This is a genomic window from Rathayibacter sp. Leaf248, from assembly GCF_920939495.1.
Taxonomy (GTDB): domain Bacteria; phylum Actinomycetota; class Actinomycetes; order Actinomycetales; family Microbacteriaceae; genus Rathayibacter; species Rathayibacter caricis.
Window position 1 is genome coordinate 154,480 of the sequence record NZ_CAKLAV010000003.1, and the last position, 13,666, is coordinate 168,145.

Genomic DNA, 13,666 nt, shown 5'->3' on the forward strand with positions numbered 1-13,666 from the left:
TTCGTCGTGGCTCACGCGGCGACCGGCTGGTCGGCGGGGAGGGCGGGCAGGAGGGTGTAGCGCGCGTCGGCCCAGACGAGGTACAGGGCGGGCGCCGCCGAGACGCCGAGGGCGAGGGCCGGCGAGAGGGTGAAGAGGTACGCCTGGAACGCGAGGACCAGCAGCGACACGAGGGTCAGGTGCCAGCGGCGGGTGGCGAGGATCAGCGAGATCCGCAGGGTGCGCGGCAGCGCGGCTCCGGGGGCCTCGATCAGCGCGACCAGCACGACCGGGGCGGTGCCGACGACGAGCAGCACGACGATCAGGAGGAGCGGCACGACGACCACTCCGATCTGCGACGTCGAGAGGAACCGCACGTCGACCAGCGCGATCGCGGCGACCGCGGTGGCCCCCGCCGCGAGGGCCAGGGTGCGACCCCAGCCCTGCCGCCAGGCGGCCCAGAAGGTGCGGACGACGCGGGTCCCGCCCCGGCCGTGCTCGCCGAAGACCGCGAAGGCTCCGCGGACGGCCGGCGCGCACAGCGGCAGGGCCGCCGCGAGCAGCGGCCACGACCGCGCGGGGTCGGTGGTGATCAGCAGCAGCACGAGCGGCAGGCAGCCGATCACGAGCAGCACGTTGGTCGTGAGGATCAGGTGGACGACGCCGAAGAGCGAGGCGTAGAGGCCGTGCGGGATGCGGCGCATGTCAGCCCTTCAATCCGCTGGTCGCGATGCCCTCGACGAAGTACTTCTGACCGAGCAGGAAGACCACGGCGATGGGGATCACCGAGATGACCAGGCCCGCGAACAGCAGCGCGTAGTTGGCGTCGTACAGGGTGCTGACGAAGCTCTGCAGTCCGAGCTGGATCGTCCAGAGGTCGGGGTTGCGGAGGTAGATCAGCGGTCCGAGGTAGTCGTTCCAGGTGGCGACGAAGGTGAGCAGCGTGAGGCTCGCGATCGCGGGGATCGACAGGGGCACCATGATCCGCGCCCAGATGCCGTACTCGCTCAGCCCGTCCAGGCGCGCGGCCTCCGAGAGCTCCTCGGGGATCGTCTCGTAGAACTGCTTCATCAGGAACACGCCGAACGCGCCGAACGCCTGGATGAGGATGATCGCCCAGAGGGTGTTCGACACCTTCAGGTTCGACAGCAGGATGAACTGCGGGATCATGTACGACTGCCACGGCACCGCGATGGTGCCGATGTAGATCAGGAACAGCACGTCGCGACCCGGGAACCGCATCCGCGAGAAGCCGTAGGCCGCGAACGAGCCGGTGAGCACCTGCAGCACGGTCACGACGACCGCCAGGATCAGCGTGTTCCGGATCCACGTGAGCATCCCGGACTGCGCCCAGATGTCGACGTAGTTGTTCCAGACCCAGGTGTCGGGCACCCACTTCACGGGCACCGAGAAGACGTCGTTCGGCGTCTTGAGCGAGCTCATGATCATCCAGAAGAACGGCAGCAGCAGCGCGGCCGCGGCGAGGATCATCACGGCGTAGCCGAGCAGGCGGCCCACGCGCGACAGGGTGGAGCGGCCGGCGGTCTTCCGGCGGGGCGCGAGCGGCTCGTCGACGCGCGGCAGGACGGGAGCGCCCTCGGGGATCAGCAGTCCGGTCATCGGGACTCACTCCTTCTGTTGAGGAAGAACTGCACGAGCGTGACGACGATGCAGAGGAGGAAGAGGACCACCGAGACCGCCGACGCGTAGCCGAACTGGTTCTCCTGGAAGCCCTTCTGGTAGATGAACTGCGAGAGCACGAGGGTGGCCTGGCCGGGCCCGCCCTGGGTCATCACCAGGATCAGATCGAAGATCTTGAACGAGTTGATGGTCAGCATCACGGTGACGAAGAACGTGGTCGGCCGCAGGCACGGGATCGTCACGTTGACGAAGCGCTGCCAGACGGACGCACCGTCGACGCGGGCGGCCTCGTGGAGCTCGCGCGGCACCGTCTGGAGGCCGGCGAGGAACAGGATCATGTAGTAGCCCATGTCGCGCCAGGTGCTGATGATGACGACGGCGGGCATCGCCCACTCCGACGACGTCAGCCACCCGGGCGGGCTCGAGAAGCCGACCGCGCGGAGGATCTCGTTGATCGGTCCGTACTCGGGGCTGAAGAGCAGGTTCCACACGACCGCGATCGCGACGATCGACGTGATGTAGGGGAAGAACGCGGCGGTGCGGAAGAACGCGACGCCGCGGAGCTTGTTGTTGAGCAGCAGCGCGAGCCCGAGCGAGACGATCAGCGTCAGCGGGATGTGCAGCGCGGCGTAGTAGAGCGTGTTGGTCAGCGCGATGCGGAAGCTGCCGTCGCCGAGCAGGCGCTGGAAGTTCGCGAGCCCGACCCAGTTCGCCTGCCCGAACACGTTCCAGTCGGTGAGCGACATGTAGAAGAGCGTGATCACCGGCACGAGCGTGAGCGCCGCGAAGCCGAGGAAGTTCGGGAGGATGAAGGTGTACCCGATGAGGGTGTTCCTCACCGCGTATGCGGAGCGGCGCCGTTTCGGCGGCGGTGTCGACGTGCCGGCGTCGGCGGCGGCGAGGGTCGTCATGAGACCTCCAAGGTCTGGGCGGGGCTGGGGCTGAGGCTGTGCCGGGGTCGAGCGGAGGCGGTGGCCGGCCGGGGTCGGCCGGCCACCGCGGGGAGTCAGTCGGTGCCGACTTCGTTCTTCACGCGGTCGTCCGCCGACTTCACGGCGTCCTCGATGCTCGCGGAGCCCGAGAGGACCGAGGTGTGCAGGTCGAGCAGGATGTTCTGCACGGCCGCGGTCTTGGCCGAGGTGGGGTTCTCCGGCTTGGTGTCGTGCTCGGACCAGGCGGTCTTCGACAGCTCGTCGGTGGGCGCGCCCTCGACGGCGAAGTATGCCTCGGCCACGGCGTCGCTGGTCAGCGCCGGCGTGATGCCGAGCGACGCGACGACCTCCGCGCCCTCCTCGCTCGCGGCGAACTCGAGGAACTCCTTGGCGGCGGCCGCCTTGGAGTCGTCGATGTTCGCGTTGATGCCGAAGCCGGTCGGGTCGCCGAACGTCACCGGGGTGTCGCCCTCGCCGGTCGTCGACTCGTCGAACTGCGGGATCGGCGCGATGCCCCAGTTGAAGGTGTCGGAGTCGCCCGACTTCTGCTGGGCGATCAGCGACGCGACGAACCAGGTGCCCATCGGCATCATCGCGGCGTTCTGCTTGCCGAACTCGGCCTGGTAGGTGAGCTTGTTGGCGACGACGGTGTTGTAGTCGACCTGCGCGCCGGCGTCCTGCAGCGCGAGGACGCGCTCGTAGTACGGCTCGAGGTAGCTGTAGTCGCCGCCGAGGATGTCGACGTCGGGGGTCTGCGCGGCGGCGAAGCCCTGGACGGTCGACTGCCAGCTGTGGCCGTAGGTGCCGTTCGCGGTGCTGCCGGCGGCCGAGAGCGCGGTCTTCAGCGACTCGGCGTTCGACTCGTAGTCGTCCCAGGTCCAGGAGCCGTCGGGGTACGCGACGCCGGCCTGGTCGAACAGGTCCTTGTTGTAGAAGAGGACCCACGAGTCCTGGCGGTAGGGGGTCGCCCACTGCTTGTCGTCGACCTCGTAGGCCTCCGCTCCGCCGATGGAGTCGGGGATCTCGACGTCCGAGACGTCCATCAGCTGGCCGCCCGACTGGTAGGTCACGACGTTCTTCACGTTCTTCTGCGTGATGATGTCGGGCCCGCTGCCGGCCGCGAGGTCCGCGGTCATCAGCGTGTCGTAGTTGGTGGCGTCGTACTCCTTGACCTCGATCGTGACGTCGGGGTCCTTCTCGCTGAACGCGTCGGCCAGCGCCTGGAACTCGGGCGTCGTGCTCAGGCTCCAGCCCGAGAGCGACAGGGTGACGGGACCGTCGGCGGGGGCGGCGGCGTCACCGCCTCCTCCTCCCGAGCAGGCGGTGAGGGACAGGGCGGCGGCGAGGGCCACCCCCGTGACGGCGAATCTTCTCTTCATGCGTGCTGCTCCTTTGCATCGGCGTGCAGGACCCCACCTCGGGTCCGCGGGTACCGGAGCGGCCGTGCGGCGCCTCCGGAGTCTGTGAGGACGTGCTCGGTGACCAGGCCGTCGGGCCAGGTCGCGGACACGTGCAGGTGGTCGCCCTCGCGGGCGACCCGGACGGCGGCGGCGAGCGGCGCGTCCGCACCCGTGAGGGTGATCAGGGCGACGACGAGCTCGCCGGCGACGACGGGGACGCTCAGCACCGGCACCGCGACGCGGGGGCCGAGCGGGGAGGCGCCGTCGCGCTCGACGACGTCGGGGTCGACGTCGCCGCCCGACAGCAGGGTGATCGCGCTGGTCCGGCCGGCCGAGGCCGCCGTGGCTCCGGAGTCGTCCGCCGCGGTCGCCACGTCGTCACCGGCCGTCGCCCAGCCGCCGATCCGCAGGCGCAGATCCTCGGGTCGGACGTCGTCGGCGAGCGATTCGACGCGCACGACCCGCAGCTCCCAGGGGCCGCGCACGAGCGAGTCGACGACGAGGTGCCCGGCGAGGCGGGCGCTGCCGGACAGGCCCTCGCCGTGCCGGTGCGAGGAGGCCGCCGCCCGGATCCAGTGCGCGTCCCACGTCGATCCGGCGCGGCCGACGGAGCCGTCGATCGCGGTCCCCGTGCAGGTCATGCCGGTGCGGGCCGTGCCGGCGCCGGTCGCGTCCACGAGGGCGACGCTCTGCTCGAGCGGCTCGCTCCAGCCGCGCTCGTCGAGCAGCGGCGCCGCGGCCGTCGAGTAGCCCAGGCGGGCGTACAGCGGAGAGTCCGCCGAGACGGTGCCGACCAGCGCCTTGTCGGTGCCGTGGTTGATCACGCGGACGATGCCGTCGTCGCGGGTCCCCGAGACGATCCAGCCGGGGGAGGCGATGCTCAGCAGCTCGTCGGAGCGCTCGATCGGCAGCGGCTCGGCGGGGGCGGACCACACGGGGTGGTCGGCCGGCAGGGCGATGCCGAGCATCCCCTTGACCGCCCAGTACGGCGATCCGGGGCCCGAGTACGACTGGGCGAGCGTGCGCCACTCGTGGTGCCAGCCCATCGTGAGCACGCCCCGCTCGTCCGGAGCTCCGTGGTCGGCGAAGTGCGAGACGACGGCGCTCGCCGCGCGGCGGAGGGCGCCGGGCGAGTGCGAGGGCACCTCGGCCAGCACGCCGACCCAGAACGGGGCCGCGGCGGCGAAGCGGTAGATCAGGCTGCGGCCCTGCAGCAGCGGCGAGCCGTCGCCGCCGGTCAGGGCGAGCGCGTCCGAGAGGTAGCGGTCGAGCTGCGCGGTGTCGTGCGCCCGGCGCCCGGCGGCGAGCTCCGCCGCGCCCTGCATCCGCGACCACAGCACGGGGTACACGTGCAGCGCCCAGCCCACGTAGTGGTCGAACGCGCGCTCCACGCCGTCGGCCATCCAGCCGTCCTCGCACACGAAGGAGTCGTGCCGGGCCAGGTCGGCGGCGATGTCCTCGGCCGACCACGCACCGCCGACCGAGCGGAGGAAGGTCTGGACGACGATCCGGAACCAGACCCAGTTGGTCTGCGGGTAGGTGTCGTCGCCCACGACTGGCTCGAGGTAGGCGATGACGCGCTGCTGCGTGAGGGCGTCGAGGCGGTCCCAGATCCAGGGGCGGGTGAGGTCGAGGACGAGGGCGATCGAGGCGGCCTCGACCTTCGCCTGCGCGTGCTCCTCGAGGCGGACCCAGCGGTCGGCGGCGTCGGGGTCGACGCCGGTCGCGATGCCGCGGGAGTAGAAGTCGATCAGGTGGTCGACGCCGACGCCCCGCTCGCCCGCGATGCGGAACCCGGCGAGGAGGAAGGTGCGGGCGAAGCCCTCGAGCCCGTCGACCGCGCGGCCGTAGCCGCCCTCGGCGCCCGGGAGGAGGATCCGGCCGTGGCCGTCGGACGCGTACTCCATGGCGGAGGAGAGGAGGGAGTCGGCGAAGCCGACCCAGCGGTCCCGCGACCAGTCGCCCTGAGGGTCCACCTCGTTCTCCTTCGAATCGATGCCGGCTCGCCCACCAGCGGGCCGAACAAATCAGAAGCGTACACAGCGAAAAGCGACACAGCAAGACGCCCGGTGCTGTTAAATGATCATTACCGATCGAGTGAGCCCTCTCGTTACCGCCTACGCGACGGGGCTCCTCCGGTTACCGCTACAAATGGACACATCGATCGGAGACCGGACATGAGCGATCAGACGCTGCCACGACCTCTCGCCGCGGAGCGGCGCGCGCACATCCTGACGACCCTCGCCTCGGAGGGAGCGGTGCGGATCTCGCAGCTCACGGAGGCGCTCGGAGTGGCCACCGTGACGCTCCGCCGCGACCTCGTCGACATGGAGCGGGAGGGCCTGCTCAGCCGGGTGCACGGCGGTGCCGTCGCGCTCGCCTCCTCGGCCGAGACCCCGCGCCCGCCCCGCGGCGACAGCGCGGCGCTCGGCTCGATCGCCGTGCTGGTCCCGTCGCTCGCCTACTACTGGCCCGGCGTGCTGCGCGGGATGGAGAAGGCGGGGGAGCGCCTGGGCTACGAGGTGATCCTGCGCGGAGCCTCCTACGAGCTGCAGGACGAGCGCCCCGTCCTCGAGCGCCTCCTGAAGTCAGGGGACGTGCGCGGGCTGATCGTCGCGCCGAACACCGACACGGAGCACTCGGGCGAGGTCATCCGCTGGCTCAGCGACTGCTCGGTGCCGGTGGTGCTGGTCGAGCGCGACGTGACGCTCGAGCCCGAGGGCGATCTGCAGCTCGAGACGGTCACGACCGACCACGCGCTCGGCGCCGTACTCGCCGCGCGCCACCTCGCCGAGCTCGGGCACCGGAAGGTGGGGCTCGTGCTGTCGCGCTCCTCGCCCACCTCGCGCAAGATCACGGCGGGCTGGCTGCGCGCCTGCCAGTCGCTCGGCCTCACCCCCGCCGACCACTTCGAGCAGCTCCTGCCCGACCGCTCGAGCCCCGAGTTCTCGGAGGTCGTGAACGCGACGCTCGAGACCGCGCGGGCGACGGGAGTCACGGCGCTGCTCGTCCACTCCGACCCCGAGGCGATGGCGTTCGTCGACCTCGCGCTCAACCGCGGCATCTCGGTGCCGGGGGATCTCTCGGTCATCGCCTACGACGACGAGGTGGCGCGCCTGTTCACCCCCGCGCTGACCGCGGTGAGCCCGCCCCGCACCGAGGTGGGAGAGGCGGCGGTGCGGCTCCTGGTCGACCGGATCGAGAACCCGCGCCGGTCGATCTACCGGATCCAGCTGAACCCCGAGCTCATCGTCCGCGACTCGACGGCGGCGCCGACCCGCCGCTGACGGCGGCAGTACGGCGGAGGTGGATCTCGATACGGCCGCTCCGCGGCCTACTCGATCAGCAGGGAGGGGCTACTCGGGCGGCTGCCTCGCTTGCTGGTCGAGTAGCCGCGCAGCGGCGTATCGAGACCCGCGTGCACCAGAAGTCCGGCGGAGGTGGATCTCGATACGGCCGCTCCGCGGCCTACTCGATCAGCAAGGGAGGGGCGCCCTCCGGTGGTCGCGCGATCGGCGGCGGTGCGCCCCCCTCTGCTGGTCGAGTAGCCGCGCAGCGGCGTATCGAGACCCGCACCCGCCAGAAGTACGGCGGACGGGGATCTCGGTACGGCCGCTCCGCGGCCTACTCGATCAGCAGGCGGGAGGGGGGAGTCCGCGCGTCGCTCCGGTCAGCGCAGCTCGACCAGCCCGCGGAACGGCTCCAGGCGCGGGTCCGCGGGGTCGAGCTCCGTCACCATCACGCTGATCGCGTCCCAGGCGAGGGCCCGCGCCAGAGCCGTGCGCTCAAGCTTCGTCGAGTCCACGAGCAGCACGGTCTCGCTCGACGACGCGACGAAGACGCGCTTCACCTGCGCCTCCTGCAGCGTCACCTCGCTGGTCCCGTCGATCGACACGGCGGAGGCGGAGGTGAAGAAGCGGTCGTAGTGCAGCTCTGCCGCGCTCGAGCAGGCGAGCGGGCCGACGAAGCTGTCGGTCTCCTCCTCGAGCTCGCCGCCGATCAGAACCACGCGGGCGCGGGTGGCACGGCGGGCCGAGGCGTGGTTCTCGAGCGAGTTCGTGGCGACGAGCAGCTGCGGCGACTCCGGGGCGGCGCCGAGCAGGGTGCCGGCGGTGGAGGAGGCGTCGACCGCGATCGCGCCGCTCGCGGGCACGAGGGCGACGGCCTTCCTCGCGATCTCGCGCTTCGCGGCGGCTCCGGCGGCCAGGCGCTCGGCGAACGGGCGCGGGCGCAGCGCCGGAACCGCTCCTCCGCGGACCCGGCTGAGCCGTCCCTCCGCCTCGAGATCGGCGAGGTCGCGCCGCACGGTCATGGTCGAGACGTCGAGCTCGGCCGCCGCGTCGTCGAGCCGCACGGCACCGTCGCGCTCGAGCAGGCCGATCAGGCGCGCGCGCCGCTCCGCCGAGTCCACCGTGGCCATGCCGCTCCCGTTCCGCGCCGCAGAGACGCCCGCGCGGTCGAGCGTATCCGCAGGTCGGGAGGGACGCTTCCCGCTACGCCCGCCCGCCGCCCGCCCGCTCGCGCACCAGGACGGCGGCCACGAGCCCCGCGCAGACGACGGCGATGACGGCGACGGTGCCGGCCACTCCGATCGCCGGCGCGGCCAGCGGTGCCGCGACGACCAGTGCGACGGCGGGCAGCACGATGACGGCCCGCAGCGGTTCGCGATCGCCGAGCGGACGGTGGACCGCCCACAGCAGGATCAGGTACCCGGCCACGGGCACGGCCACGGCGGCGCCGAGCACGAGCTCGGTCTCTTCGAGGTGCCCGGCGGTGGCCGCGACGGCCGACTCCAGCCCCGCTCCGAGTGCCGCCAGCGCCGCGAAGACGAGGTAGTGCGCGTAGCCCCAGCGGTACGACAGGCCGCGTCGCGCCTCGAGGAGCTCGCCCGAGGGGTGGAGGTACGACAGCCACCACAGCGCGAAGACGAGCACGAGCGCCACCAGCGAGACCAGCGCGAGCGGCGCGCTGAACCCGCGCTCGGCCAGCGACTCCTGCATCCCGGCCACCGCCGCCAGCACGCCCTCGCCGAGCAGGATGATCGTGAAGAGGCCGTACCGCTCCGCGATGTGGTGCGGATGCCAGCTCGGCTCGCCCTTCCGCGCGGCGTACAGCGGGACGCACAGCTCCAGGGCCGCGAGCGCGACGAAGCTCACTATCGCCACCTGCTCCGGCAGCAGGAGCCTCAGGAGCCAGCCGACCTGCACGAGGGTGAACCCGATCGCGCTGCGCAGAGCGGAGCGGCGATGCGCCGGCGAGGACACGGCGACGCGGACCCACTGACTGACCAGCGCCATCCGCATGATCGCGTAGCCGATCGTGATCGCGGTGAAGTCGCCGCTCTCGAACGCCGTCGGCACCCCGGCCGCCAGGACGAGGACGCCCGCCATCTGCGCGAGCGTCAGCAGCCGGTACGGCACGTCGTCGGTGTCGTAGCCGGAGGCGAACCAGGTGAAGTTCATCCACGCCCACCAGATGGCGAAGAACACCATGCCGAAGGGGAGGATCGTCTCGCCGGCGTGCCCCTCCTCGATCGCGTGGGCGAGCTGCTGCACGATCTGGGCGATCGCGACGACGAACGTCAGGTCGACGAGCAGTTCGAGCGGGCTCGATGCGCGGTGCTGCTCGTCGACGGAGCGCGGGCGCATCCTGACGAGGAGGGGCCGCGGGGCGGCGGTCATGCGGGGGGCCGGCGGCACGGGGAGCACATGCGGTCATCCTCCTCCTCGGCGGCGGCGCCGCGGCGCGGGCCCTCCTCCCTCCGACGCGTCGGACGACGAAGCGCTGACCGAGCAGCAGGGGCGGATCGCGTGCCTCGGCCCCGCGCGTCGAGACGGGCGGAGCCGAGTAGGTCAGCCCGCCCAGGCGACCTCGACGTCGAGGACCCAGGTGACGCCGAAGCGGTCGCGGAGCATGCCGTAGAGCGGCGACCAGCCGGACGGGGCGAGCGGCGCGACGATCTCGGCGCCCTCGGCGAGGGACTCCCAGTAGCCCGTGATCTCGTCGGCGTCGGTGCCGCGGACCGAGACGAACACCGGGTTCGTGCCCGGGTCGTACGCGGTGCCGGAGCGCACGTCGAAGGCCATCACGCGGAAGCCCGCCTCCGAGACGACCTGCCCCCACGAGAGCTGGTCGGCCTCGGCCGGGTCGGTCGTGAGCTGCGCCTGGTCGTTCGTGACGGCGTCGAGCCGGCCCCCGAAGACCGAGCGGTAGAACTCGAGCGCCGCGCGGGCCTCGCCGCGGAAGTTGAGGTGCGTGGTGGTGGTGATGCTCATGGGATTCCCTCCGATCGGCCGGGACGTCCTCCCGGCGGTACCCACTGTGCCGGGGGATGCGGACGGATCCTGTCCTCTTCTCGATCTAGCATCGGGACATGCCCTCTCCCAGTGCGCGGATGCTCCAGCTGCTCTCGCTCCTGCAGCTGCGGCGGGACTGGCCCGGCGCGGTACTGGCGGAGCGGCTCGACACGACGCCGCGAACGGTGCGGCGCGACGTCGACCGGCTGCGGGAGATGGGCTACCGGATCCGCGGGACGAAGGGGCCCGACGGCGGCTACCGGCTCGAGGCGGGGACCGAGCTGCCGCCCCTCCTCCTCGACGACGAGCAGGCGCTGGCGCTCGCCGTGGCGCTGCGCTCGGCCTCGGCGACCGGGACCGGGCTCGAGGAGGCGTCGGCACGGGCCCTCGCGACTCTGCGGCAGGTGCTGCCGACGCGGTTGGCGCAGCGGCTGGACGCGCTGCGGTTCACGACGGCGCCCGTGCCGGGGCCGACGGTCGCGCCCGAGGTGCTCGTCGCAGTGTCGGCGGCCGTGCGGGCGGCGGAGGTGCTCCGGTTCGCGTACTCCGGCGCCGGCTCGGACGGGCGGCGCCGGGTGGAGCCGCACCACCTGGTGGCGCGGCAGGGGCGCTGGTACGTGATCGCGTTCGACCTCGACCGGGAGGACTGGCGGACGTTCCGCGCCGACCGCGTCTCGGATCCCGAGTCGACGCGGCGGCGCTTCGAGCGCCGACCGGTGCCGGGCGGCACTCCGGCGGTGTTCCTCTCGGCGCGGTTCCGCGGCTCGGACGACGGCGCGTGGCCGTGCGTCGGGAGCGCGGTGCTGCGCACTCCGGCCGCCGCGGTGCTGCCGTTCGCCGAGGAGGTCGAGGACCTCGGCGACGGGAGCTGCCGCGTCACGGCCGGATCGTGGTCCTGGGAGGCGCTCGCCGCCTCCTTCGGGCGCTTCGGCGTGGGCGTGGAAGGGGCGCGGCCGGTGGAGTTGGTGGCGGCGTTCGGCGTGCTGGCGGGGCGGTTCGCGTCGGCCGGCGCTGACGTTCCTCCGCTATGACCGCGCGCGTCCGCAAGGAACGACGACGTCCCCCTCCCCGAGAACTCGGGGGAGGGGGACGTCGTCGTTCGGAGCGGTCCGGCTACTCGGTGATGGTGAAGCCCTGCGACTCGCCGTAGGTCGCGAGGTTCTCCTGCCAGGCCTCGAGACCCGCGTTGAGGTCGGTGCCGTTCGAGTAGGCCTGGCCGACCGTGTCCGCGAACACGCTGTTCGCATAGACCTGGAAGGGCAGGTACTCGAAGCCCTCGACCACGTTCTCGGAGGCGTCGACGAGGACCTTGTTGATCTCCTGGCCGCCGAAGTACTCGGGGGTCGCGTTCAGGAACGCGTCGTCGTTGAGCTGGGCGGTGGTGGACGGGAACCCGCCGCCGTCCAGGAACACGCCGATGCTCTCGTCGGAGTTGTTCAGCCAGCGCAGGAACGCCGCGGCGAGGGCCGGGTCGTCGGTCTGCTCGATGACCGACTGCGCGCTGCCGCCGTTCTCAGCGGTGGCGGCCGAGCCGTCGTAGCTCGGCAGCGGGGCGACGCGCCAGTCGCCGGCCCCGTCGGGGACCGAGCCCTCGAGGATCCCGGGCATCCAGGCTCCGGTGATCAGCGTCGCGATCGTGCCGTTGCCCAGCGCCGTGAACCAGTCGTCCGACCAGGTCGGGATCGGCGAGAGCAGGCCGGGCTCGAGCAGCTGGTTCCACGTGTCGGCCCACTTCTTCGAGCCCTCGTCCTGCAGGTCGATCGTGACGTCGGTGCCGTCGGTCGTGAACGGCTGTCCGCCGGCCTGCCAGATCAGCGGGTCGGCGAAGCCGGGGTCGCCGGCGTCGTTGGTGATGAACTTCGACGGGTCGGCGGCGGTGAGCTTCGCCGCCTCGGCGATGTACTCGTCCCAGGTGGTCGGCACGTCGAGGCCGTACTGGTCGAAGATCGCCTGGTTGTAGAGCATCACCATGGGGCCCGAGTCCTGCGGGAGGCCGTAGAGGCCGCCGTTGAGGTTGACGGCGCTCCACGTCGACGCGGTGTAGTCCTCCTCGAGGTCGGCGAGGCCGTAGGGCGTGAGGTCGAGCAGTCCGTCCGACAGGGCGAACTGCTGCATCGCGTAGTACTCGATCTGGGCGACGTCGGGCGCTCCCGAGCCGGCCTTGATCGCGTTCTGCAGCTTGGTGTACTCGTCCGTCGCGGTGCCGGCGTTGACGACCTCGACCTCGACGTTCGGGTACTCCTCCATGAAAGCGGCGGCCTGGTCGGCGCCGGTGGGCGTCCAGGTCCAGTAGGTGAGCTCGCCGCCGCGCTCGAGGGCGGCATCGAGGTCGGCGGCCGACCCGGAGGAGGCGGATCCGGTTCCGGAGTCGGAGCTGCAGGAGACGAGGGACATCGCGGAGATGCCGGCGACGACGAGCCCGGCGAGCACGCGGCTCCGGGTGCCTCGGCGGAGTTCGAACATGGTGGTCCTTTCACTTCTTCGTGGTGGGGAGGGAGTGCTGTGCGGGAGGGGTGGTGCAGGTGCGTGGGGCGGACCGGGGGGTCAGCCCTTGACGCTTCCGGCGCTCAGGCCCGACTGCCAGAAGCGCTGGAGGAACAGGAAGATCACGACGATCGGGACGATCGTGATCAGGGAGCCGGTGATGACGAGGTTGTAGATCGGCTCGGCCGAGACGCCGCTGGCCTGCGAGCTCCACTGGTTCAGGCCCACCGTGAGGGGGTACCAGGTCGGGTCGCTGAGCATGATCAGGGGCAGGAAGTAGTTGTTCCAGGTGGCGACCACCGAGAACAGCGCGACGGTCACGACTCCGGGGGTCAACAGCTTGAGCGAGATGGTGAAGAACGTGCGCATCTCGGTCGCGCCGTCCAGCCGGGCGGCCTCGAGCAGCTCGGTCGGAACGGAGTCGATCGTGTAGACCCAGACCAGGTACAGCCCGAACGGCGTGATCAGCGACGGCAGGATGATCGCCCACGGCGTGTTCGTCAGGCCGAGCTGGCTGAAGAGCAGGAACGTCGGCACGGCGAGCGCGGTGCCCGGCACGGCGACCGCGCCCAGCACGACCGCGAAATAGGCCTTCTTGCCCGGGAACCGGAACTTCGCGAGACCGTAGCCGCCGAGGGTGGCGAGCAGGGTCGCTCCGCCCGCGCCGACGACCACGTAGAGCAGGGTGTTGCCGAGCCAGCGGAGGAAGATGCCGTCGTCGTAGGCGAAGGTCGCGACGATGTTCTCGCCCAGCACGAAGCTGTCGCCGAAGCCGAGTCCGAACGAGCTGAACAGGTCGGCCTGCGTCTTGGACGCGTTGATGACGAGCCAGAGGAGCGGGACGAGCGCGTAGAGGAGGAACGCCAGCATCACCAGCGTCAGCGCGACGGACTTGCGGGGCCGGCTGATCGATCCGGCGCGGCGGACCCGCGGG

The 13,666-nt window shown here is 71.5% G+C and carries 12 protein-coding genes; 2 read left to right on the forward strand and 10 right to left on the reverse strand.

Translation table 11 applies throughout. The features are described from left to right. Positions 1–11: 11 nt before the first annotated feature. The 5 genes from LRG51_RS18800 to LRG51_RS18820 form a co-directional block, all read right to left on the reverse strand. Positions 12–683 (reverse strand): DUF624 domain-containing protein, encoded by a 672-nt coding sequence (locus tag LRG51_RS18800; protein ID WP_107573665.1) that lies wholly within the window; start codon positions 681–683, stop codon positions 12–14. Position 684: 1 nt separating this feature from the next. Continuing rightward, a complete protein-coding gene (locus tag LRG51_RS18805) occupies positions 685–1,599 on the reverse strand; it encodes a carbohydrate ABC transporter permease (RefSeq protein WP_055789503.1) in 915 nt (304 codons plus the stop codon). Further along, entirely contained in the window at positions 1,596–2,531 is a 936-nt protein-coding gene (locus LRG51_RS18810) for a carbohydrate ABC transporter permease (RefSeq protein WP_055789508.1), read from the reverse strand. The genes LRG51_RS18805 and LRG51_RS18810 overlap by 4 nt, the downstream gene beginning before the upstream one ends. 95 nt (positions 2,532–2,626) lie before the next feature. After that, a complete protein-coding gene (locus tag LRG51_RS18815) occupies positions 2,627–3,931 on the reverse strand; it encodes an extracellular solute-binding protein (RefSeq protein ID WP_055789512.1) in 1,305 nt (434 codons plus the stop codon). After that, positions 3,928–5,928, reverse strand: coding sequence for a DUF2264 domain-containing protein (locus LRG51_RS18820; RefSeq protein ID WP_230674184.1), 2,001 nt, complete (start codon positions 5,926–5,928; stop codon positions 3,928–3,930). Before LRG51_RS18820 ends, LRG51_RS18815 begins: the two co-directional genes overlap by 4 nt. 201 nt (positions 5,929–6,129) lie before the next feature. Here LRG51_RS18820 and LRG51_RS18825 point away from each other — a divergent pair, with 201 nt between their 5' ends. Further along, complete coding sequence (locus LRG51_RS18825; RefSeq protein WP_230674185.1) at positions 6,130–7,239, forward strand: substrate-binding domain-containing protein; 1,110 nt, start codon at positions 6,130–6,132, stop codon at positions 7,237–7,239. Positions 7,240–7,622: 383 nt separating this feature from the next. Here the strand turns inward: LRG51_RS18825 and LRG51_RS18830 are convergent, their stop codons facing one another. The 3 genes from LRG51_RS18830 to LRG51_RS18840 form a co-directional block, all read right to left on the reverse strand. Next, the gene (locus LRG51_RS18830) at positions 7,623–8,372 is read right to left on the reverse strand and encodes a DeoR/GlpR family DNA-binding transcription regulator (RefSeq protein ID WP_230674186.1); all 750 of its coding nucleotides are present in this window, start codon (positions 8,370–8,372) and stop codon (positions 7,623–7,625) included. A gap of 73 nt (positions 8,373–8,445) precedes the next feature. After that, positions 8,446–9,633 carry a low temperature requirement protein A gene (locus LRG51_RS18835; RefSeq protein ID WP_230674187.1) on the reverse strand — a complete coding sequence of 396 codons (1,188 nt, stop codon included), beginning with the start codon at positions 9,631–9,633 and terminating at the stop codon, positions 8,446–8,448. A 171-nt stretch (positions 9,634–9,804) separates the two neighbouring features. Next, complete coding sequence (locus LRG51_RS18840) at positions 9,805–10,227, reverse strand: VOC family protein (RefSeq protein ID WP_055789524.1); 423 nt, start codon at positions 10,225–10,227, stop codon at positions 9,805–9,807. Positions 10,228–10,325: 98 nt separating this feature from the next. Here LRG51_RS18840 and LRG51_RS18845 point away from each other — a divergent pair, with 98 nt between their 5' ends. Further along, positions 10,326–11,279, forward strand: a complete 954-nt coding sequence (locus tag LRG51_RS18845; RefSeq protein ID WP_230674188.1) for a helix-turn-helix transcriptional regulator — start codon at positions 10,326–10,328, stop codon at positions 11,277–11,279. 82 nt (positions 11,280–11,361) lie between these two features. Here LRG51_RS18845 and LRG51_RS18850 read toward each other — a convergent pair whose 3' ends face one another. Further along, on the reverse strand, positions 11,362–12,711 hold the full coding sequence (locus LRG51_RS18850) for an ABC transporter substrate-binding protein (RefSeq protein ID WP_230674189.1): 1,350 nt from the start codon (positions 12,709–12,711) through the stop codon (positions 11,362–11,364). 81 nt (positions 12,712–12,792) lie between these two features. Beyond that, the gene (locus tag LRG51_RS18855) at positions 12,793–13,602 is read right to left on the reverse strand and encodes a carbohydrate ABC transporter permease (protein ID WP_094742671.1); all 810 of its coding nucleotides are present in this window, start codon (positions 13,600–13,602) and stop codon (positions 12,793–12,795) included. Positions 13,603–13,666 lie beyond the last annotated feature (64 nt).

Excerpts from the sequence above, each read along its gene's own strand:
- LRG51_RS18800 (WP_107573665.1), bottom strand. The coding sequence starts at position 683 with ATGCGCCGCATCCCGCACGGCCTCTACGCCTCGCTCTTCGGCGTCGTC.
- LRG51_RS18805 (WP_055789503.1), bottom strand. The coding sequence starts at position 1,599 with ATGACCGGACTGCTGATCCCCGAGGGCGCTCCCGTCCTGCCGCGCGTC.
- LRG51_RS18810 (WP_055789508.1), bottom strand. The coding sequence starts at position 2,531 with ATGACGACCCTCGCCGCCGCCGACGCCGGCACGTCGACACCGCCGCCG.
- LRG51_RS18815 (WP_055789512.1), bottom strand. The coding sequence starts at position 3,931 with ATGAAGAGAAGATTCGCCGTCACGGGGGTGGCCCTCGCCGCCGCCCTG.
- LRG51_RS18825 (WP_230674185.1), top strand. The coding sequence starts at position 6,130 with ATGAGCGATCAGACGCTGCCACGACCTCTCGCCGCGGAGCGGCGCGCG.
- LRG51_RS18830 (WP_230674186.1), bottom strand. The coding sequence starts at position 8,372 with ATGGCCACGGTGGACTCGGCGGAGCGGCGCGCGCGCCTGATCGGCCTG.
- LRG51_RS18835 (WP_230674187.1), bottom strand. The coding sequence starts at position 9,633 with ATGACCGCCGCCCCGCGGCCCCTCCTCGTCAGGATGCGCCCGCGCTCC.
- LRG51_RS18840 (WP_055789524.1), bottom strand. The coding sequence starts at position 10,227 with ATGAGCATCACCACCACCACGCACCTCAACTTCCGCGGCGAGGCCCGC.
- LRG51_RS18845 (WP_230674188.1), top strand. The coding sequence starts at position 10,326 with ATGCCCTCTCCCAGTGCGCGGATGCTCCAGCTGCTCTCGCTCCTGCAG.
- LRG51_RS18850 (WP_230674189.1), bottom strand. The coding sequence starts at position 12,711 with ATGTTCGAACTCCGCCGAGGCACCCGGAGCCGCGTGCTCGCCGGGCTC.
- LRG51_RS18855 (WP_094742671.1), bottom strand. The coding sequence starts at position 13,602 with ATGCTGGCGTTCCTCCTCTACGCGCTCGTCCCGCTCCTCTGGCTCGTC.